Source organism: Actinocatenispora thailandica, from assembly GCF_016865425.1.
Lineage (GTDB): Bacteria > Actinomycetota > Actinomycetes > Mycobacteriales > Micromonosporaceae > Actinocatenispora > Actinocatenispora thailandica.
Map to the genome: position 1 here is coordinate 1157782 of NZ_AP023355.1, position 19354 is coordinate 1177135.

Below are 19354 nucleotides of genomic sequence, written 5' to 3' on the forward strand. Positions count from 1 at the left end.
TTCGGGCCGCATCGGCGGTCCGGCGAAGGAGGAGCGGCGATGAGCGCGCCGACGACGGTTTCGCCGGCCACCGCCGGCACCACGACGATGAGCTACCGGCAGGCGCTGCACGACACGCTGCGTGCCGAGCTGCTGCGGGACGAGAACGTCCTGCTGATGGGCGAGGAGATCGGCCGCTTCGAGGGGTCGTACAAGATCACCGCCGGGCTGCTCGACGAGTTCGGCCCGAAGCGGGTGAAGGACACCCCGATCGCCGAGGAGGGGTTCACCGGCGCCGCGGTCGGTGCCGCGATGCTCGGCCTGCGGCCGATCGTCGAGGTCATGACGATCAACTTCTCGCTGCTGGCGCTGGACCAGATCATCAACCACGCGGCGAAGATCTACGGCATGTTCGGCGGCCAGGCGAAGGTGCCGCTGGTGATCCGCACGCCGGGCGGCGGCGGGCAGCAGCTCGCCGCGACGCACTCGCAGAACGTCGAGCTGTTCTACGCCTTCACGCCAGGCCTGAAGGTCGTCGCGCCGTCGAACCCGGCGGACGCCAAGGGGCTGCTGCTCGCCGCGATCCGCGACGACGACCCGGTGCTGTTCCTGGAGAACCTCGCGCTGTACAACACCAAGGGCGAGGTGCCGAACGACGACACACCGGTCGAGATCGGCCGCGCGGCGATCAGCCGGCCCGGCACCGACATCACCCTGATCGGCTACTCGCGCACCGCCCGGATGGCGCTGGACGCCGCGGACCGGTTGGCCGCCAAGGGGTTCGACGCCGAGGTGGTCGACCTGCGCAGCCTGCGCCCGCTGGACCGCCGCACCGTCGTCGAGTCGGTACGCAAGACCAGCTGCGCCGTGGTCGTCGAGGACGACTGGCTGACGTACGGGATCGGTGCCGAGGTGGCCGCGTCCATCTCCGACGGCGCGTTCGACTGGCTGGACGCGCCGGTGCGCCGGGTGGCGATGGCCGAGGTCCCGCTGCCGTACGCGAAGTCGTTGGAGACCGCCGCCCTGCCCGCGGTGGACGACATCGTCGTCGCCGCCGAGCAGACCCTGCGTGCCACCGGCCGCGGCTGACCACTGGATCGTCGGCGGGAACGTCCACTGTGGGCGCTCCCGCCGCGTCGAGACGGAGAACACGATGGACATCCTGATGCCGCGCCTGTCCGACACCATGGAGGAAGGCGTCGTCGCGAGCTGGCGTGCCAAGGTCGGTGACGAGGTGCATGCCGGCGAGACTCTGGTGGAGATCGAGACCGACAAGGCGCTGATGGAGCACGAGTCCTATCAGGACGGTGTGCTCACCGAGATCCTGGTGCCGGAGGGTGGTTCGGCGGACATCGGTGCACCGATCGGCCGGCTGCGGGTGGCGGGCGAGCCGGAGCAGCCGCCCGCGGGGTCGGCCGGAGCCGTCGAGGGGTCGGCACCGGCCGAGGCACCCGCCCGGCCGACCGAAGCCGCCGCCGAGGAAACCGCGGCGGCCGCCGCGCCGGCACCCGCCGGCCCGTCGGCGCCTGCCGCGGATCCGGTGCGGGCCAACGGATCTCGGGTCCGGGCGACGCCGCTGGTGCGCCGGCTGGCGCGGGAGTCCGGCGTCGACCTCGGCGCCGTGACCGGCAGCGGCCCCGGCGGCCGGATCATCCGCGCCGATCTGGACCGGCTGGCCGCCACCCCGGCGCCGGCCGCGCCCGCGGCGGCCCCGGCCGAGCCGGCCGCCGCCGTTGCCGTACCGGTGACCGAGGACGACGAGGTGACGCCGCTCGGCTCGATGCGGCGCACCATCGCGCGCCGGCTGGCCGACAGCATGCGCACCGCGCCGCACTTCTACCTCACCCGTACCGTCGACGCCGGGCCGATGGGGCAGTTGCGTGCCGAGCTGAACGCGAAGCTGGTCGCCGCGGAGCGGCCGAAGATCAGCCTGAACGACATCGTGCTGCGCGCGGTGGCGGTGACGTTGCGGCAGCACCCGGAGATGAACGCGTCGTTCGGCGAGGACGCGATCGTCACGCACAAGCGGGTGCACGTCGGGATGGCGGTCGCCACCCCGGCCGGGCTGGTCGTGCCGGTGCTGCGGGACGCGGACACCCGGAGCCTGACCGACATCGCCGGCGCCGCGCGGGAGCTGGCCGGCAAGGCCCGGGACCGCAAGCTGTCGCCGGCCGAGATGTCCGGCTCCACGTTCACCGTCAGCAACCTCGGCATGTTCGGGGTGGACCAGTTCACCGCGGTGATCAACCCGCCGGAGGCGGGCATCCTGGCGGTCGGCGCGCTCCGCGAGGAGCCGGGCGTGGTGGACGGCGCGGTGGCCGTGGTCAAGCGGATGACGGTGACGCTGTCGGTCGACCACCGGGTCGTGGACGGCGCCCAGGGGGCGCAGTTCCTGGCCGATCTGGCCCGGCTGCTGGAGAACCCCTGGCTCGCGATCGTCTGACCGCACCGCCGTCCGGTCGGGACGGCGGCGCGTCCGTGCCGATCCGGGTGGGTACCTCGACCCGGATCGGCACGGACGCGCCGAACCGGCTCCGCCATCGGCGGGTGGGCTGCGGCGAACCGGCTCCGCCGGCGGCGGGTGGGCTGCGGCGAACCGGCTCCGCCGTCGGCTGCAAGCACCGGATGGCGTCGAGGTGCCGGCTCAGGCCGAGGCCGACCGCAGCGAGCGGTCCACCTCGGCGAAGCCGTAGTCGAGCATCTCGGTCTCGTAGCTCTCGACCGCGTCCAGCAACGAGCGGTCGCCGCGCTCGGTGAGCCGCCGGCACAGCAGCCCGGCGTCGCGCAGTGCGACCGCCGCGCTGGTGCCCTGCGGCACCATGGTGTGCGCCGCGTCGCCGAGCAGCGTCACCGGCACGGTCCGCCAGTGCGGCACCGGCTTCGCGGTACGGATGGTCGTGCTGCCCACGGTGGCCGGATCGCCGAGCCGCACCAGCGCCGCGAGATGCGGATGCCAGTCCGCGACGAGTCGCGCCGCGTGCGCGCGCCGGTCGAGTTTGTCCATGGTGGACAGATCGGCCGGGAACAGCTCGCTGGGGCCGGCGACCACCCACATCAGGTAGTCGTCCCCGCCGGTGCGGAACTCGTGCGCGGCCAGCGGCATGAACCGGCCGTCCGGGCCGGTCACCACGCAGAACCCGTCGAGCGCCACGGCCGGCGCGAGTTCGCGCGCGCGGTCGGTCAGCGGCGTCTTGCCGAAGATCTCGGTCTGGCCGAGCTCGACGATCTCCGCGTCCGGCAGCAGCTGCGGCCGGACCCGGGAGTGGGTGCCGTCGGCGCCGACGAGCAGGTCGGTCTCGACGTTTGTACCGTCGCCGAAGTGGGCCCGGACCCGGCCGCCGGCGAGCAGCTCGTACCGCTCGAACGGGGCACGGTAGCGCACCTCCAGGCCGTCGAGCAGGATCCGGCGCAGGGTCTGCCGGTCGACGGTGAGGTGCCGCCCGTCCCGCTCCTCGTCGGGGGAGGGCGGTACCAGCGTCTCCTGGACCACCCGCAGCTGCGGGTCGAGCACCCGCCAGCCGGATCCGCGCTTCCCGGCGGTGTCGAGGACCCGCTGGTACGCGTCCGGCGGCAGGCAGGCGCGCAGCGCCAGGTCGCCCTCGGGGGCGATGGCGATCCGGTACCCCTGGTCGGGTCGGTCGGGCTCGTCGCGTTCGTGGACCACGACGTCGTGGCCGGCGCGGCGCAGGCCCTGGGCGAGGAGCGGGCCGGCGAGTCCGGCGCCCACGATCACTGTATGCATGAGTTGAGACTATCTGAGTTCAGATCATCTGTCATCGGTGTAATATTCACCGGGTGACGACGACACCCTCCCCGGCACTGGACGCCGCCCTGGGCAACCAGCTCTACCTCGCCCATCGGTACGCCCGGGCCGCTGCCAACCGCGCGCTGCGTGACCATGGCGTCGAGCTCCGGCACCTCGGTGTCCTCGGCGCGCTCGCCGAGGACGGCCCACTCAGCCAGCGCGCCCTGGTCGACCGGCTCCAGCTCGACAAGTCCTCGATGGTGCTGATCGTCGACGAACTCGAACGGCAGGGCCTCGCCGAGCGCCGCCGCAACGAGCGCGACCGGCGCAGCTACGCCGTGCACCTGACCGCGGCCGGGCGGGACCGTCTCGCCGCCGCGGTGCACGCCACCGACGCGGTGCTGGCCGAGCTGTTCGCGCCGCTGTCCACGGCCGAGCGCGAGCAGCTGCACGAGTTGCTCGACCGGTTCATCGAGCATGCCGCCGCCCGCGAGTGACGGGCCGCCGCGGTGGGCCGCGAGCGGGTCAGTTGGTCATCTCCGCGGCGCCGGGGGCGGCGTGCCGCTCGTAGCGGCGGACCACCTCCTCGACCGGCAGCCCCTTGGTCTCCGGCAGGAAGATCGAGATGAACACGATCGCCATCGCGGCCAGCCCGGCGAAGCAGACCAGCACCCAGGGCAGCCCGATCCCGGCCTGCCACACCGGGAACACCTGGATCAGCGCGAAGTTCGCCATCCAGTCCGCGGTCGCGCAGATCGCCGCGGCCCGGCCGCGCACCTCGGTCGGGAACGACTCGCCCTGCAGCAGCCAGCCGGTACCACCGACGCCGACCGCGAACGACGCGATGAACAGGCACAGCCCGATCATCCCGACGACGATCTCGCCGGTGCCGTGCAAGAGCCCCAGGCCGGCGGCGGCGATCAGCGCCGACACGATCATCCCGCCGTAGCCGCCGATGGACATCTTGCGCCGGCCCAGCCGGTCGATGTACTTGAAGCCGAAATAGGTCGCGCCGACGTTGATCACCGTCATGATCGAGGTGATCTCGACCGCCTGGATCTGTTGCGCCACGGTCGAATGCGCCCCGCCGAGGATCGGCGCGAGCAGCGTCGGGCCGTAGTACAGCGGTACGTTGATGCCGGTGATCTGCTGGAAGACGAAGAAGACCGCGACGATGATCACCGCGCGCCGCACCGCCGGGGTCCACCGCCGCCGGCGCTGCACCTTCTCCTGCCGTTCGCGCTCGGCGACCTCCCGGGCCGCCGCCTCGATCTGATCGTCGGTGGTCTGCACGCCCAGCATGCCGAGGGACTGCCGCGCCTTGTCGAACTTGCCGTGGTGCAGCAGCCAGCGCGGCGACTCCGGCATCCGGGTCCGGAAGATCAGCCCGATGATCGCCGGCAGCGCCCCGAGCGCGAACATCAGCCGCCAGTCGATGGTCGTCGCCGCGCCGGGCGCGATCTTCAGGATCAGCAGCGCCACCAGGTACGACACCAGGATCCCGATGGTGATCATCCACTGCTGCAGCAGGCTCAGCGAACCGCGCTTGCCGGCCGGCGCGTACTCGGCGATGTAGGCGGTCGCGATCGCCGAGTCGGCGCCGATCGCGAGGCCGATCAGGGTCCGGGCGATGATCAGTACCCAGGCGTGCCAGGAGAGCCCGGCGAGCAGCGAACCGGCGGCGTAGATCGCGGCGTCGGCGATCAGCAGCGACTTGCGGCCGAACCGGTCGGTCAACGGGCCGGCGGCCAGCGCTCCGGCGGCGGCACCGATCGACGTACCGGCCACCAGATAGCCCAGCGCGAACCCGGACAGGTGGAACGGGACGAAGTTCAGCGCCGCCCCGATGTTGGACGTGTCGTAGCCGAAGAGGAAACCGCCGATCGTGGCGAGGATGGTCAGCGACCAGTAGAACCGGGTCGGTGTTCGCTGATCCAACCGGTCCAGAACGGTTGCGCCCACCGGCTCGGCCATTGCCGCCCACCTCCCGATCCGTCCGAATGCTTCACCGACTACCCCGATCGGTGCATGCGAAACCGGGGCGTCAGGCGGCCTGCCGGTGACCACCCCGCAGCCGCGGCGTCACCGGCGGTACCGGCTCCGCACCCTCCAGGTAGGCCCGCAACTGCGCGAGCGCCCGTGCGATCAGCCGGGACACGTGCATCTGCGAGATGCCGAGCGACCGGCCGATCTGGACCTGGGTGCGCCGGTGCACGAAACGCTGCACGATCACCGCCCGATCCCGGTCGGTGAGCTGGGCCAGCGCACCCGGCAGCGACACCCGCTCGGGCACCGATTCCACCGCCGGGTCCGGGCCGCCGATCAGCTCCGCCAGTTCGGTACCGCCGGTCCCGTCCGGGCCGGGGCACGAGAGGTTCAGCGACACCGGTTGGTAGCCCTGCCCGGCGCCGATCGCCTCGCGCACCCGCGACACGCTGGTACCGACCGCCGCGGCGAGTTCCGGCACCGTCGGTGTCCGGCCCAGCTCCCCGACCAGCCGCTGCCGGGCCCCGTTGATCCCGTGCCGCAGCTCCTGAATCGACCGCGGTGGCTGGATCATCCAGCACCGGTCCCGGAAGTACCGCTTCAACTCGCCGCGGATCGTCGGCACCGCGTACGCGTAGAAGTTCCCGTGCTCCGGGTCGTACCGGTCGACCGCGCAGATCAGCGCCACCGTCGCCACCTGCACCAGGTCCTGCGGGTCCTCGCTGGTGTGCGCGTACCGGTGGGCGAGCCGCCGGGCCAGCGGCAGGAACGCGCGGATCGCCGCCTCCCGGTGCCGCTGCCGGTCCGGGTCGCCGGCGGGCAACCGGGCGAGCGACTCCAGCACCCGCAGCGCATCCTCGTCCTCGCCGCGATCCTGGACCGTTGCTGTCACCGCGCCACCCCCCGCGCCCGGTGCACCGCGTACCGCCCGCAACCGCGGCGGGTGCACCCTCCGGCGGCCAGCGCCCGGGCGGCGCCGCCGGACGGCACGCACCGCCCCGTTCGCCACCCCCGCGCTGGCACGACACGACCACACGGCCGTCGACGATCCGCCGAAACCGTTGCTGCGTCCCGGAACCGATGCTAAGACCGCGTGCCGGGCATCGGCCCGGATTGCCGGAACTCGTCGCCGCGGCGGGCGAACCCGCGCGCGAGACGGCGACCGCTCAGGCCCGGCGGGCCGGTTCGGACCGGGACAGCCCGGCGCTGACGCCCAGGATGCTGGACAGTCCGGCCGTACCGGCCGGGGTCAGCCGCACCGCCCGCCGACCCGGCGACCGGATCAGCCAGCCGTGGCCGAGCAGGCCGGCGAGCAGGTCGGCGCCGAGCCGGCCGGCCAGGTGGTGCTGCTGCTCGCTCCAGTCCAGGCAGGCGCGCAGCAGCGGCCGGCCACCCGGCGCCGGTGCCAGCCGCGCGTCCGGTACGCCCAGCGCGCCGAACACGTCCGCCGCGGTCGGGCCCAGCCGGTACGGGTGGGTGCGCAGTTGCTGCGACAACCGGTCACCGGCCCGCCGCCGGGGCGTGCCGACGCCGTCCGTGGCGATCAGCGCACCCCGGTCCAGCAGGCCCTGCAACACCTGCACCCCGAGCCGGCCGGCCAGGTGGTCGTAGCAGGTCCGCGCGGCGCGCAGGGCGGCGGCCCGGGTGCCCTGCCGCAGCGACCGCACCGGCTCGGTGGGGGAGATCCGGGCGAGCGCCTCCAACACCGCCGCGACCTGCGATCCCGCGATCCGGTAGTAGCGGTGCCGGCCGGAGCGTTCCACGCTGATCAGTCCCGCCGACAGCAACCGGGCCAGCTGGGCGCTCGCCGCCTGCGCGGTCACCCCCGCCTCCGCCGCCAGCACGCTCGCCGGCAGCGCCCGCCCGTCCGCGAGCGCGGTCAGCACCCGTGCCCGGGTCCGGTCCGCGAACAGTGCCGCCACCTGCGACACGTCCACGTCCCCGCCGGGGATGCCTCGGGCTGCCATGCACCGAGCCTGCCACGGCGACACTTCCACCGGTACGGAAGTGTTCCGGTACCACCGTGGTGGCATGACGAGGCGGCCGAAACGCACCCTGCTGCTGATGTGCGCCGGGATGTTCCTGGTGCTGCTGGACGTGTCGGTGATCAACGTGGCGGTGCCGGCGATCGCGGCCGGACTGTCCACCGGCACCGGCGGCGTGCAGTGGGTGATCGACGCGTACACGATCGCGCTGGCCGCGCTGCTGCTGTCCGGTGGCGCGATCGGTGACCGGATCGGTCACCGGCGCGCCGTTCTCGTCGGGCTGCTGGTGTTCGGCACCGCCAGCGTGGTCTGCGCGCTGGCGCCCGACCTCGCGGTACTCGCCGGGGCCCGCGCCGGGCAGGGCGCGGGCGCCGCGCTGCTGCTGCCGTGCAGCGTCGCGGTGATCACCGACGCGTACCCCGGGCGGGCCGAGCAGGCGCGCGCCCTCGGTGTCTGGGCGGGTGTGTCGTCGCTCGCCCTGCCGGCCGGCCCGCTGCTCGGCGGCGTGCTGGTGCAGCTGCTGGGCTGGCGGTCGATCTTCTGGCTGAACCCGCCGATCGTGCTCGCCGTGCTGGCCGCGATCCTGCTCGCGGTCCCGGCCGGGCGCGCCGACCGGGCCCGGCGGCTGGACCCGGCCGGCGCCGGGCTGGTGGCCGTCGCGCTGGCCGCCCTGGTGTACGCGGTGATCGGCGCCGGGCGTGCGGCCGGCGGGGCGCTCGTGGCCGCGGCTGCCGTGGTGGCGGTGTGCGCCGGCGCCGGCCTGGTCGCCGTCGAGCGGCGCGTCGCGGCGGCGACGCTGCCGTTGGACGCGTTGCGCGGCAGGGCGTTCACCGGCGCGAACCTGCTCGCGTCGACGATGAACCTCGCCACCAACGGCACGCTGTTCGCGGTCACGCTCTACCTGCAGTCGGTACGCCGGGTGTCGCCGGCGACGGCGGGCCTGCTGCTGGTGCCGATCTTCGTACCGCTGGTGGCGCTGTCCCCGGTCGCCGGCCGGCTCACCGCCCGGTACGGTCCGCGCCGGCCGATGCTCGCCGGCGCCCTGCTGGCCGCCGCCGGCGAGGTCGGGCTGCTCGCCGTGCCCGCCGGGGCGGCCGGGCTCGGTGCCGGCGGGTACCTGCGGCTGCTGCCGACGCTGCTCGGGGTCGGCGTGGGCGTCGGCCTGTTCACCGCCCCGGTGGTGGCCGCTGCGCTGCGGGCCGCGCCACCCGGCCGGGCCGGTCTCGCCAACGGGATGGTCAACACCGCCCGGCAGGCCGGTACCGCGCTGGGGGTCGCGGTGTTCGGCGCGGTCGTCGGTGCGGCGGCCGACCCGGGCCGGTTCGTCGCCGGGCTGCACCGGCTCGGGGTCGCCGCCGCGCTGCTCTGGCTGGGTGCCGCGGTCGTGGCCCACCGGGTGGTACCCGCCGGCGCGCCCGGCGCCGCGGTCCCGGGCGGTCGCGGTGCGGGCCACCCCACCGCCGGGGGCCGATCCGGGTCGCGGCGGCGGGTCGCGCCGTGAGGTGGCCGGCGATCTGTAGCTCGACACGTGCACCCGGGTCGGCGTCCAGGCTCGCGGCGGCGCGCCGCGACGACGCCGCGGTGCCGTCGGTGTCGATGCTGCGCGGCTCGTGGCCGTCCGCGTCGAGCACGATCGGTCGCTGACCGCTGACCGCTGACCGCTGACCGCTGACCGCTGACCGCTGACCGCTGACCGCCGACCGCCGACCCGGGCGGTGCGCTCGCCCCGGTCAGCTTCGCGCTCGGCCCGGAGATCGTTCTCGGCGGCCGGTCACCAGCGTTGGTTGGCCTCCTCGGCCCAGCCGACCAGGCGGGGCAGGTCGACGCGCGTCCCGTCGTCGGTGGTCGCCCAACCCGCGAAGTGGCCGAAGCACTGGTGGGTGGCGGAGGCGACCACGCCGAGGTTCGTACCGGATGCCTTGACATGAGAGGGAACGAACCGCACGTCGACGCCGTCGCCGTGGATCCGCCACGGCGCGCGCCAGTCACCCGGGTCGTACTCCCAGGTCAGCTCGGCGCCGATCTTGTGCAGCCGGCCGTCGACGAACAGCGCGTTCTCGGTCGAGCCGGTACCTGCGGTCCACCGGCCGCCGAGCTGCAGACCGCGGCCGGGCGCGCAGCCGGCCGCCCAGTTCCACGAGATCCGGTACGGCCAGCGCCCGCGGCCGTGGTCCAGCACGGCGAACGAGCCGGCCGCGTCGATGCGGTGTTCGGCGTCGCCGAGCCGCAACGTGCCGTGCACCGGGCGGCCGAGATCCTTGACGGTGTACTGGAAGCGCCGAGCGCTCCACGGCACCACCACGCCGAGCGACTCGTGCCCGGCGGGCAGCGGGACGGTCAGCTCCAGCTCGACGTCGGGCACTCGCGCGCTGATCACGGAGCCGGCCGGGCCCTGCTCGATCCGGATCCGCAGCGCGCCGGCCGAACCGACGACGGTACCGGCGCCGCTGCGATCCGGCAGCACGGCGCCGCGGGCGAGCGGCACCACCGCCTGTCGGCCGTGCTCCACTCCGGTCTCCCGGTCCCGGATCCAGATCTCGTGCAGCGCGGCGTAGTCCAGCGACGACACGGTCAGCCCGATCAGGTGCCGCGGAGTGACGACACCCCAGTACTCCCAGCGCTTGGTCCGGCCCCAGCCGCGCAGGTTGGCGCGGTGCAGCGGGGTGCGGGTCCAGCCGACCGCGGCCGGGTTGAGCCGGCCCCGGTCGGTGCACAGCTCGACCGGCTCGGTGATCTCGCGTTCCCGGATGGCCATCCGCACACCCTACCGTCGGTCCACTGTGGACGCGCTGCCGCGCGGTGTCGAAGCGCCGCAGTGCGGTGCCGACGCGCTGCGATGCGGTGTGGTGCGGCGGCGATGCGGTGTGGTGTTGGTGCCGCGCGGTGCCGGGCGGCTCACCCGGTGAGCGGGCCGAGGCGCGTCACGCCCGGTACGTCGGCGGCGACCGCCTCGGTGCCCAGCAGATCGGTGATCGGGCCGTGCCCGGGCAACTGCGCGTCGGGTTCGATCTCCGCCCAGGGCACCAGGACGAACGCGCGCAGGTGCGCCCTTGGGTGCGGCAGCGTGAGTGCCGGGTCGTCCCGCACGACCGGCTCCCGGCCGGCGCCGGAACCGGTGCGCCACACCGCGATCACGTCGACGTCGAGGGTGCGCGGCCCGTACCGCCGGGCGGGGTCGCGGATCCGGCCACCGGCGGTCTCCAGCCGGTGCGCCAGCGCCAGCCAGCCGTCGGCGTCCAGCGCGTCGTCCTCGACGACCGCGACGGCGTTGAGGTAGGGCGGCTGGTCCGGGTCGCCCCACGGCGGCGTCTGGTAACCGCTGGACACCGCGACCAGCCGCTCGCCCAGGCCGCGCAGCGCGGCCCGCAGCGTGGCCTCCCGGTCGCCGAGGTTCGCCCCCAGCGCCAGCACCGCCCGGCTCATCCGATCACCCCCGCTGCCAGTCTGCCGTACCGGTGTTGCCGGCGCCGATCGGACTTCGGGTGCCGATACCCTGGACACGAAGCCTCGGCGAGGGAGACACGGTGCGGCCACAGCCATTCCTGCACGAGCTGGTCACGGTGCTGGCGGCGCCCACGGTGGCGCTGTCCGGCGCGGACGGCCAGCTGCGGCCCGGCGGCACCCAGGGGGTGCTGAGCGCCGACCGGCGCATCCTCGCCGAGCTGACCGTGACGCTCGACGGCGTCGAGCCGACCCCGCTCGGCTACCGGCTGGGCGCTGCGGACGAGGTGACCTTCACCGCCGTCGCCCGGCAGCTCGGGGACCCCGGCGCCGACCCGACGGTGCTGGTGCACCGGGTTCGCACCGTGACCGCGGACGGCCTGACCGAGCGCATCACGGTACGCAGCCGGGCGCACGCGCCGGTGCGCACCATGCTGGCGCTGCGGGTCGGTGCCGACCTCGCCGGCCTGCCCGCGATCAAGCGTGGCGACCGGGTGCCGCCGGCGCCGCCGCGGCGCGACGCCGACAGCACGCTGCGGTTCGCCGCGCCGCGGCAGGCGGGCGGCGTGTCGCTCCGGATCGACGTGCCGCCGGACGAGGTGCTGCTCGACGACGACGCGGCCCGGCTGGGTTGGCAGCTCACCCTGGACCCGGGCACGCGGTGGACGGTGACGCTGCGGGCCACCGGCGAGGGGCGCTCCGGGCCGTTCCGGGCCGCGCCCGCGCCGCCCTGGTCGGTGCCCCGGGTTCGTTCTGCGGCACCGGACCTGGACCGTGCGATCGAGCGCGGCGTGGCCGACCTCGCCGGGCTGGCGATGACCGACCACGACCCGTCGGGCGATGTGTTCCTGGCCGCCGGCTCACCGTGGTTCTTCACCCTGTTCGGCCGGGACTCGTTGTGGGCGGCCCGGATGCTGCTGCCGCTGGGCACCGAACTGGCCGCCGGGACGCTGCGCATCCTGGCCCGCAACCAGGGCCGCCGGGACGATCCGGCCACCGGCGAGGCGCCCGGCAAGATCATCCACGAGGTGCGGGACGAGTCCGGTGGGGTCGACCTGCCGCCGCGCTACTACGGCACCATCGACGCCACCGCGCTGTGGGTGGTGACGCTGCACGAGGCGTGGCGGTGGGGGATGCCGGCGGCGGAGGTCCGCGCGCTGCTGCCGGCGCTGCGCGCGGCGCTCGGCTGGCTGTCCGGCCCGGCCGACGCGGACGGTGACGGCTTCGCCGAGTACCTCGACGAGAGCGGATCCGGCCTGGTCAATCAGGGTTGGAAGGACTCGCCGGACGCGGTGCAGTTCCCGGACGGCACGCTCGCCGCGGCGCCCATCGCGCTGTGCGAGGCGCAGGCGTACGACCACCAGGCGGCGCGGGCGGGTGCCGCGCTGCTGACCGCGCTGGGCGACGGCGCCGACGCGGACACCGCGGCGCGGCTCACCGAGTTCGCCGACCGGCTGCGCGACCGGTTCCGCGCCGCCTACTGGGTGTCCGACGCGCACGGCCGGTTCCCGGCGCTCGCGCTGGACGGGGCGAAGCGGCCGGTGCCGGTGGCGAGCTCCAACCTCGGGCACCTGCTCGGTACCGGCCTGCTGGACGCCGACGAGGCGGCGGCGGTGGCGCACCGGCTGGGCGCCGCCGATCTCGCCGACACGTACGGGCTGCGTACCCTCTCCGCCGACGTCGCCGGGGCGAACCCGCTCGGCTACCACACCGGTTCGGTGTGGCCGCACGACACCGCCGTCGCGGTCACCGGGCTCGCCGCGGAGGGGCACGGTGCGCTCGCCGCCCGGCTGGCCGGCGGGCTGCTCGCCGCCGCGCCCGCGTTCGGCCACCGGCTGCCGGAGCTGTTCGCCGGTACCGGCCGGAGCGAGCCGGTCCTCGCCTACCCGGCCTCGTGCCGGCCGCAGGCGTGGGCGGCGGCGGCACCGGTGGCGCTGCTCGCGGCGGCGCTCGGGCTGCGCCCCGACGTACCGAACGGGTCGCTCACGGTGGCGCCGGACCCGGCGTTCGCCGCGTGGTTCCCGCTGGCGGTCTCCGGGCTGCGGGTGGCCGGTGCGCCGCTGTCGATCCAGGTCGCCGCCGACGGTTCGGCCACCGTCGACCTCGCCGCCCCCGACCTCGCCGTCGCGACCGGGCCCGCCTAGGTCCGCCTCGAAGCACCGGCCGAGTCCAGCTGTTGCGGTCCCGTGGCGGTGCCGCCGTGGCCGCTTGGACGACCGTGCGCCGAGCGGGCGGCGTTGCGGGCCGGCGCCGCGGGTCGGCCGTTGCCGCCGATTCGGTGCCGTGCTCGGGCGAGCTGGCTGGTCCTGCCTCAGCCGTGCCAGCGCTGCTCGTAGGCGTGCCAGCCCGGCGCGGGTTCGGGCAGTTCCGGCTCGTCGGTGGGGCGCAGGCCGGCGATCGCGATCGCGAGCAGCCGGTCGCCGCTGCCGGTGAGCTCGTCCGGGGCGCGCCGGCTGAAGTGTTCGATGAGCAGCGCGATGTCCACCGCGGTGACGTCGTGCCGCAGTACGCCGGCGCGATGGGCCCGGCCGACCACCCGGCTGTGCAGCCGGCGGCCGTGCCGGGCGGCGGCCAGCATCTCGTCGGTGACCGGGATCGTGCCGGCCAGCGGGGCGAGCGCGCCGGACCGGAACCCGACCCGCTCGGTGATGTATCCGGTGAGCGCGACCCACGGATCGTCGGCGGCCAGCGCCTGCTCGGCGGCGGCGCTGGCCTGCGTCATGGCCAGCACGCAGAGTCGCTGCAACAGTTCGGTCTTGCTGCCGTACCGCCGGTACAGGGTGCCCATTCCGACGCCGGCCCGGGCGGCGACGGCCGCCACCGGCGCGGCGAACCCCTGGCTCGCGAAGACCTCCCGGGCGGCGTCGAGCACCAGCCGGTCGTTGCGGGCGGCCTCCGCCTGCCGCCCGCGCCGCCGCTCGTGCGGCCGTCCGATGCCGGGCGGGCCCGCCGCCGCATCGTGCCGGTCGGGCGGTGCGTCGCCCCGGGTGCCGGCCGGGTTGTCCTGGCTCACCGGCACAGCGTATTGCCGGTGGTCGCCGGTCGCGCTAGCTTTTATCGGAGCGTTTCGCTCCGATAAAAGTGGGAGGGGCCATGCGGGCGGTGCTGCAGCGGCAGTGGGGTGGGCCGGGGGTGTTGCGGATCGAGCGGGTGCCCGACCCGGTCCCCGCGCCGGGCCAGGTGTCGATCGCGGCGCAGGCGTGCCCGATCACCTTCGTGGAGACCCAGATCCGTGCTGGTGGCGGCCCACCCGCGGCCCGGCAGCTGCCGTACGTGCCGGGCAACGGCACCGCCGGGGTGGTCCGCGCGGTGGGGCCCGGCGCACCGGGCGAGCTGGTCGGCCGGCGGGTCGTCGCGGTGACCGGTGGCAGCGGTGGCTACGCCGAGCTGGCCGTGGTGCCGGTCGAGGAGCTGATCGACGTGCCGGCCGCGGTGCCGTTGGACGACGCCGCCGCGTTGCTCGCCGACGGCCGTACCGCGATCGCGCTGGCCGCCGCCGCCCGCATCAGGGCCGGCGACCGGGTGCTCGTGCTGGCCGCCGGCGGCGGGCTGGGCAGCCTGCTGGTGCAGCTGGCCCGGAACGCCGGTGCCGAGGTCGTGGGCGCCGCCGGGAGTGCGGCCAAGCGCGCGCTCGCCGGGCGGGTCGGTGCCGCGGCCGTCGTCGACTACACGGCCGATGGCTGGGCCGACCGGGTCGGCGCCGTCGACGTGGTGTTCGACGGTGTCGGCGGTGCGCTCGGTGCGGCCGCGTTTCCGCTGGCCCGCGCCGGAGCGCGATATGTCGTGCACGGTGCGGCGAGCGGCGCGATGAGCACGCCGCCGACCGACGCCGGGGTCGAGGTGGTGCCGCTGTCCGCGGTCTCGTTCGGGGCGGGGGGTGCGAGGGCCCGGTCGGCGGAGGCGCTGGCGCTCGCTGCCGCGGGGCGGTTGCGCCCGACGATCGGCCAGCGCTTCGCGCTCGCCGAGGCCGCCGCCGCGCACGCCGCCATCGAGACCCGTCGCACCCTCGGTAAGACCCTCCTCGTCCCCTGAGGCGCGCCCGTCACGCAGCGGCTCCCAGCTGCCGTCGATCTGGCGCCGTTTCTCGTCCGGGCCGTGCGTCGGGCGCGGTCCTTGCGCGGCGGGCCGTCAGCCGGTGGCGACGCCGACGGCGGCCATGATCATCGCGGCGGCGAGCAGCACGGCGCCGGCGACGGTCAGGGTGTTGCCGGCCGACCAGCTGCCGCGCTTGCCGATCGCCAGGTGGACGAAGAACCCACCGGACTGGGCGAGTACGCCGACGAGCAGCAGCAGGCACAGGATCCAGCGGGCGGTCTCGCCGAGGCCGCCGCGGCCGGACAGGTCGAGGACGACCAGGGTGAGGATCAGCAGGACTCCGGCGTGGGCGTGCCCGGCTCGGAACGACGCGGTCTGCTGGTCGGTGAGTTTTCCGGTCGGTAGCAGCCGCAGCAGCGAGTAGCCGCCGAACATCACGGTCGGCACGGCGACCAGCGCGATGACGGTGAACAGCCTGATCGGGTCCATGGTTTCCTCCGGCAATCTAGTCGACGACTAGATTGCCGGAGCGTGCTGAACTTGTCAATGGCTAGTTGGTGGTTCCCGGCTCGACGGGCAACCCCCGGGTCGCCCGACCTGCCGCCGGTGGGCCCAGCTCGACACCGTTGCGCAGGTCGATGACCTCGCGCAGCGCGAGCCGGGGCGACGCGGTCGTCGCGAGCGCCGCGGTGTACCCGTCGGGTACCGGCAGCGCGGTCAGGCTCAGCGGCTCGGCCGGCCACCCCGGCGGTGGCTCGGCCAGCCGCGCGGTCGGCCCGTCCACCCGGACCGCGGCCAGCGGTACGGTCAGGCCGTGCCCGGCGAGCTTGACCGCGGCCTCCTTGCGGGTCCACAACCGCAGGAACTCCGCCGGCCGGTCCGCGGCGGGCAGCGCGTCGAGGCCGGCCTGCTCGGCCGCGGCCAGCGTCCGGGCGCCGAGCAGGGCCGGATCCAGCCGGCGGTCCAGCCACTCGACGTCGACCCCGACCCGGCAGCCCGGCGACCAGGCGAGCAGCACCAGTCTGCCGGCGTGCGACACCGAGTAGTCCAGGCCCGGCGCGCCCTCCAGGTACGGCTTGCCGTGGTCGCCGCCGGCCGTGCACAGCCGGCAGCGCCGCCCGATCTCGACCCGGTCGGCGGGCACCCCGAGGCGCGCCGAACCGAGCAGCCGTTGCAGCGCCCGGGACAGCACGAACAGCCGCCGCGCCGCCGCCGACACGTACCGCCGGGAACGTTCGGCCTCGGCCGCCGACAGCAGCGGCTCGGCCCGGTCGGCCAGCGCCACCGCGTCCGCCACCCACACCTCGACATCGGCCATGCGAGACACGGTAGGGAATCGGTTTGTGGACCGGCGCACCGACCGGCACCATGCACGCCATGACGCATGATCAGGTCCGCACGATCGAGTGGGCGCCGGTCAGCTCCGCGCAGTACCAGCAGTGGCTGGCACCGGTGCGCGCCCGGCTCGTCCGACGGCGTGATCCGGCCGACTCCGCGGCGGAGGCGACGGTCGACCGGGCGCTCGGCACCCTGCTGCCGGACGGGCCGGACACGCCGGGTGAGCACCTGCTGCTCGCCCGGGTCGGCGCCGAGGTGGTCGGCCAGGCCTGGCTGGGTCTGGACGGCCGCGGCGCACTCGTCCGTGATCTCGCCGGGGAGGAGTTGCTGCCGGCGCTGGAGCGGTACGCGGCCGGAATCGGCGCCGACGCCATCAAGATCAGCATGTTCGAGCCGGACAGGTACCCCGGCGCACCGGGATACCGGGTGGTCAACACCCAGATGCGGCGCGCGCTGACCGACGCCGACGACGCCGGACCGCGGCGCGAGCTGCGCGAGATGACCGCCGACCAGTGGGCGGCCTTTCGCGCCAACCAGGAGTCCGACTACGCGGCCGAGATGCTGCGCGCCGGCCAGTGCGCCACCGCGGCCGAGGCCGCCGCCCGGGCCGAGCGGGAGCTGGCCGAGCTGCTGCCCGCCGGCCGCGACACCCCCGACCAGCGGTTCCTGATGGGCTACGCGGGCGGCGAACCGGTCGGTTTCCTCTGGTACTGCGTGGATCCGGGCTCGGCGTTCGTCCTCGACCTGCTGGTGTACGAGCCGCACCGGCGGCGCGGCCACGCGGCCGGGATGCTGCGTGCGATGCACGACCGGTGCCGTACCGCGGGGCTCGCCACCATCGGCCTGTCGGTGTTCGGCTTCAACGACGGCGCCCGCGCGCTCTACGACGCCCTCGGCTACCGGCCCGTGGAGCAGGTCCTGGTCAAGTCGCTCCGCTGACCGCTGACCGCTGACCGCTGACCGCTGACCGCTGACCGCTGACCGCTGACCGCTGACCGCTGACCGCTGACCGCTGACCGCTGACCGCTGACCCCTGACCCCTGACCCCTGACCGGTGACCGGGAGGCGACGGGCCCTGGCGTGATGCGCACGGAACGGACGTTGCCGGCGGGGCGGGTCCGCGCGCGGATCTCCTCGCGCGGTTCCTGCGGTCCGCCTGCGGCCTGTTCCGGGCGCGGCCGGCTCGGTGTCAGAGGCGCACCACGGCGTCGGCGGCGGGACGGGTGGCGGCGATCAGGTCGGCGTTGCGCTGGTCGCTGCCGTGTGCCCAGGCGCGCGCGGCGGCGGGGGACCGGCCGTACCGGCGGTGCCGGTCCACCAGCCGGCGCCGCCGCAGCGCCTCGTCGACCGTCACGTACCAGCAGGCGTCGAGCAGGCCGCGCACCGGCGACCACGGCGGTTCGGTCAGCAGCAGGTAGTTGCCCTCGGTGACCACCAGCCGGGTGGTCGCCGGATCGACGGTGAGCTCCGCCGCGTACGACTCCTCGACCTCGCGGTGGAACCGGGGCGCGTAGACCGTCTCGCCGCCGGCCCGGATGCGGCGCAGCGTCGCCACGTACCCGGCAGCGTCGAAGGTGTCCGGGGCGCCCTTGCGGTCGGCCCGGCCGAGCCGGGCCAGGGTGGCGTTCGCCAGGTGGAAGCCGTCCATCGGCAGCAGGCACGCCGGGTCACCGAGCTCGGCGACGATCCGTTCGGCCAGGGTGGTCTTGCCGGCGCCGGGCGCGCCCACGATGCCCAGCACCGCCAGCCCCGGCCGGTCCGCGAGCACCCGGGCCGCGGCCACCGCGGCTCCCACACCCACGATGTCGGCACCGGTCGCGCCGCATCCCCCGCGACCCCTGGCGGTACCGGTGGCGCCGGTTTCCCCGCCGTTCCGGGAGGTGTCGCCACCTCCCGCGGCGGGGTTCGCGCCGGCCGGGCATGGGGACGACGGGCGGCCTTCGGTGCGCATCGGTCAGCCGAGCGTGATCGGGTCGTCGAGCCGGATGGTGCCGGTGGCCAGCGGGATCAGCCGGACGCCGAACCACACCTTGCCGTCGTGGCGCCGGTGCCGGGACAGGGTGCGGATCGGCTCCTTGCCGTGTACCCGGGTGTCCGGGTCGATGGTGGTGAGCACGCACCGGTCGCAGCGTTCGGCGAACCGGAACGGCACCGAGCCGATCGTGACCCGGTCCCAGCCGTCCTCGGCGAACGGCTCGGCCGCGCCGTCGACCACCACGTTCGGCCGGAACCGGACCATCGACAGCGGGTCGCCGGCCGGTTCGCCGCGCTCGGCCCGGGTGGCGGACACCCACTCGTTGAGCCGATCCAGCGACGCGGTCGTGGTCAGCAGCAGCGGCGCGTCGTCGGCCAGGCTGACGTGGTCGCCGGGCCGGCCGCCGTGGTCGTCGGCCACCGGCCGGCGTTGCGGGTCGTCCTGCCAGCCGAGCCGCACCGGTGCGCCGAGCACCTCGGACAGCCAGTCGTCGGCGGCCTTGCCGGCGGCGCGGCACCGGTCGAGGTGCCGGATCGGGGTCGGCAGCGACTCGGCGTCGGCACTGGGCCGCGGCACCGCCAGCGACCCGTACCCGGGTGCGGTCAGGCTGATGCCGTCCGGCGTCGGTGTGGCCGTCACCGTGAGCATCCGGTCGTTGGTCCGGGCGGTGAGGTTGTCACCGGCGGCGTCCACGACCAGCCAGCGCCGGTCGTCGCGTAGCCCCCACGGCTCGACCGGGGCCTCGGCCAGCTCGCTGCCCCGGGTCGACTTGACGGGATAGATCCGGATCCGGCTCAGTCGCATGCCGCCCAACCTATCCGCCAACTTGCCGTACCGCTGTGCGCCACCACACTGCCACGGCCGGTCCGC

Annotated in this window: 18 protein-coding genes; 7 read left to right on the plus strand and 11 right to left on the minus strand. The window is 75.1% G+C overall.

All coding sequences use genetic code 11. The features are described from left to right. The first annotated feature begins 39 nt into the window (after positions 1 to 39). A complete protein-coding gene (locus Athai_RS05120; protein ID WP_239156733.1) occupies positions 40 to 1068 on the plus strand; it encodes an alpha-ketoacid dehydrogenase subunit beta in 1029 nt (342 codons plus the stop codon). Between the two features lie 64 nt (positions 1069 to 1132). Next, positions 1133 to 2422 carry a dihydrolipoamide acetyltransferase family protein gene (locus Athai_RS05125; RefSeq protein WP_203960402.1) on the plus strand — a complete coding sequence of 430 codons (1290 nt, stop codon included), beginning with the start codon at positions 1133 to 1135 and terminating at the stop codon, positions 2420 to 2422. A 201-nt stretch (positions 2423 to 2623) separates the two neighbouring features. Here Athai_RS05125 and Athai_RS05130 read toward each other — a convergent pair whose 3' ends face one another. Continuing rightward, positions 2624 to 3721: an FAD-dependent oxidoreductase gene (locus Athai_RS05130; protein ID WP_203960403.1), complete on the minus strand. Its 1098-nt coding sequence runs from the start codon at positions 3719 to 3721 to the stop codon at positions 2624 to 2626. Between the two features lie 53 nt (positions 3722 to 3774). Here Athai_RS05130 and Athai_RS05135 point away from each other — a divergent pair, with 53 nt between their 5' ends. Then, positions 3775 to 4221 (plus strand): MarR family winged helix-turn-helix transcriptional regulator, encoded by a 447-nt coding sequence (locus Athai_RS05135; protein WP_203960404.1) that lies wholly within the window; start codon positions 3775 to 3777, stop codon positions 4219 to 4221. Positions 4222 to 4249: 28 nt separating this feature from the next. Here the strand turns inward: Athai_RS05135 and Athai_RS05140 are convergent, their stop codons facing one another. The 3 genes from Athai_RS05140 to Athai_RS05150 form a co-directional block, all read right to left on the minus strand. Further along, entirely contained in the window at positions 4250 to 5698 is a 1449-nt protein-coding gene (locus tag Athai_RS05140; protein ID WP_203960405.1) for a sugar porter family MFS transporter, read from the minus strand. A gap of 70 nt (positions 5699 to 5768) precedes the next feature. Further along, positions 5769 to 6602 carry a sigma-70 family RNA polymerase sigma factor gene (locus Athai_RS05145; RefSeq protein ID WP_203960406.1) on the minus strand — a complete coding sequence of 278 codons (834 nt, stop codon included), beginning with the start codon at positions 6600 to 6602 and terminating at the stop codon, positions 5769 to 5771. A 274-nt stretch (positions 6603 to 6876) separates the two neighbouring features. Continuing rightward, positions 6877 to 7677 (minus strand): ArsR/SmtB family transcription factor, encoded by an 801-nt coding sequence (locus tag Athai_RS05150; protein WP_203960407.1) that lies wholly within the window; start codon positions 7675 to 7677, stop codon positions 6877 to 6879. A 64-nt stretch (positions 7678 to 7741) separates the two neighbouring features. Here Athai_RS05150 and Athai_RS05155 point away from each other — a divergent pair, with 64 nt between their 5' ends. Further along, complete coding sequence (locus Athai_RS05155) at positions 7742 to 9196, plus strand: MFS transporter (RefSeq protein ID WP_203960408.1); 1455 nt, start codon at positions 7742 to 7744, stop codon at positions 9194 to 9196. Between the two features lie 270 nt (positions 9197 to 9466). On the opposite strand, the gene Athai_RS05160 is transcribed toward Athai_RS05155, so the two are convergent. Together Athai_RS05160 and folK are read right to left on the minus strand one after the other, a co-directional pair. Then, positions 9467 to 10450: a DUF2804 domain-containing protein gene (locus tag Athai_RS05160; RefSeq protein WP_203960409.1), complete on the minus strand. Its 984-nt coding sequence runs from the start codon at positions 10448 to 10450 to the stop codon at positions 9467 to 9469. Positions 10451 to 10590: 140 nt separating this feature from the next. After that, a complete protein-coding gene (gene folK, locus Athai_RS05165) occupies positions 10591 to 11118 on the minus strand; it encodes a 2-amino-4-hydroxy-6-hydroxymethyldihydropteridine diphosphokinase (RefSeq protein WP_203960410.1) in 528 nt (175 codons plus the stop codon). Positions 11119 to 11219: 101 nt separating this feature from the next. On the opposite strand from folK, the gene Athai_RS05170 reads away from it, so the two are divergent. Beyond that, complete coding sequence (locus Athai_RS05170) at positions 11220 to 13280, plus strand: amylo-alpha-1,6-glucosidase (RefSeq protein ID WP_203960411.1); 2061 nt, start codon at positions 11220 to 11222, stop codon at positions 13278 to 13280. A 167-nt stretch (positions 13281 to 13447) separates the two neighbouring features. Here Athai_RS05170 and Athai_RS05175 read toward each other — a convergent pair whose 3' ends face one another. After that, positions 13448 to 14149 (minus strand): TetR family transcriptional regulator, encoded by a 702-nt coding sequence (locus tag Athai_RS05175; RefSeq protein ID WP_239156734.1) that lies wholly within the window; start codon positions 14147 to 14149, stop codon positions 13448 to 13450. 80 nt (positions 14150 to 14229) lie between these two features. On the opposite strand from Athai_RS05175, the gene Athai_RS05180 reads away from it, so the two are divergent. Further along, positions 14230 to 15168, plus strand: a complete 939-nt coding sequence (locus Athai_RS05180; RefSeq protein ID WP_203960412.1) for a zinc-binding dehydrogenase — start codon at positions 14230 to 14232, stop codon at positions 15166 to 15168. Between the two features lie 96 nt (positions 15169 to 15264). Here the strand turns inward: Athai_RS05180 and Athai_RS05185 are convergent, their stop codons facing one another. Together Athai_RS05185 and Athai_RS05190 are read right to left on the minus strand one after the other, a co-directional pair. Beyond that, positions 15265 to 15660, minus strand: a complete 396-nt coding sequence (locus Athai_RS05185; RefSeq protein ID WP_203960413.1) for a hypothetical protein — start codon at positions 15658 to 15660, stop codon at positions 15265 to 15267. 61 nt (positions 15661 to 15721) lie between these two features. After that, a complete protein-coding gene (locus tag Athai_RS05190) occupies positions 15722 to 16489 on the minus strand; it encodes a 4'-phosphopantetheinyl transferase family protein (RefSeq protein WP_203960414.1) in 768 nt (255 codons plus the stop codon). 59 nt (positions 16490 to 16548) lie between these two features. Here Athai_RS05190 and Athai_RS05195 point away from each other — a divergent pair, with 59 nt between their 5' ends. Then, positions 16549 to 17448: a GNAT family N-acetyltransferase gene (locus Athai_RS05195; protein ID WP_203960415.1), complete on the plus strand. Its 900-nt coding sequence runs from the start codon at positions 16549 to 16551 to the stop codon at positions 17446 to 17448. Between the two features lie 250 nt (positions 17449 to 17698). On the opposite strand, the gene Athai_RS05200 is transcribed toward Athai_RS05195, so the two are convergent. Together Athai_RS05200 and Athai_RS05205 are read right to left on the minus strand one after the other, a co-directional pair. Further along, complete coding sequence (locus Athai_RS05200; RefSeq protein WP_420829819.1) at positions 17699 to 18313, minus strand: nucleoside/nucleotide kinase family protein; 615 nt, start codon at positions 18311 to 18313, stop codon at positions 17699 to 17701. Positions 18314 to 18463: 150 nt separating this feature from the next. Further along, positions 18464 to 19288, minus strand: a complete 825-nt coding sequence (locus Athai_RS05205) for an MOSC domain-containing protein (protein WP_203960417.1) — start codon at positions 19286 to 19288, stop codon at positions 18464 to 18466. Positions 19289 to 19354 lie beyond the last annotated feature (66 nt).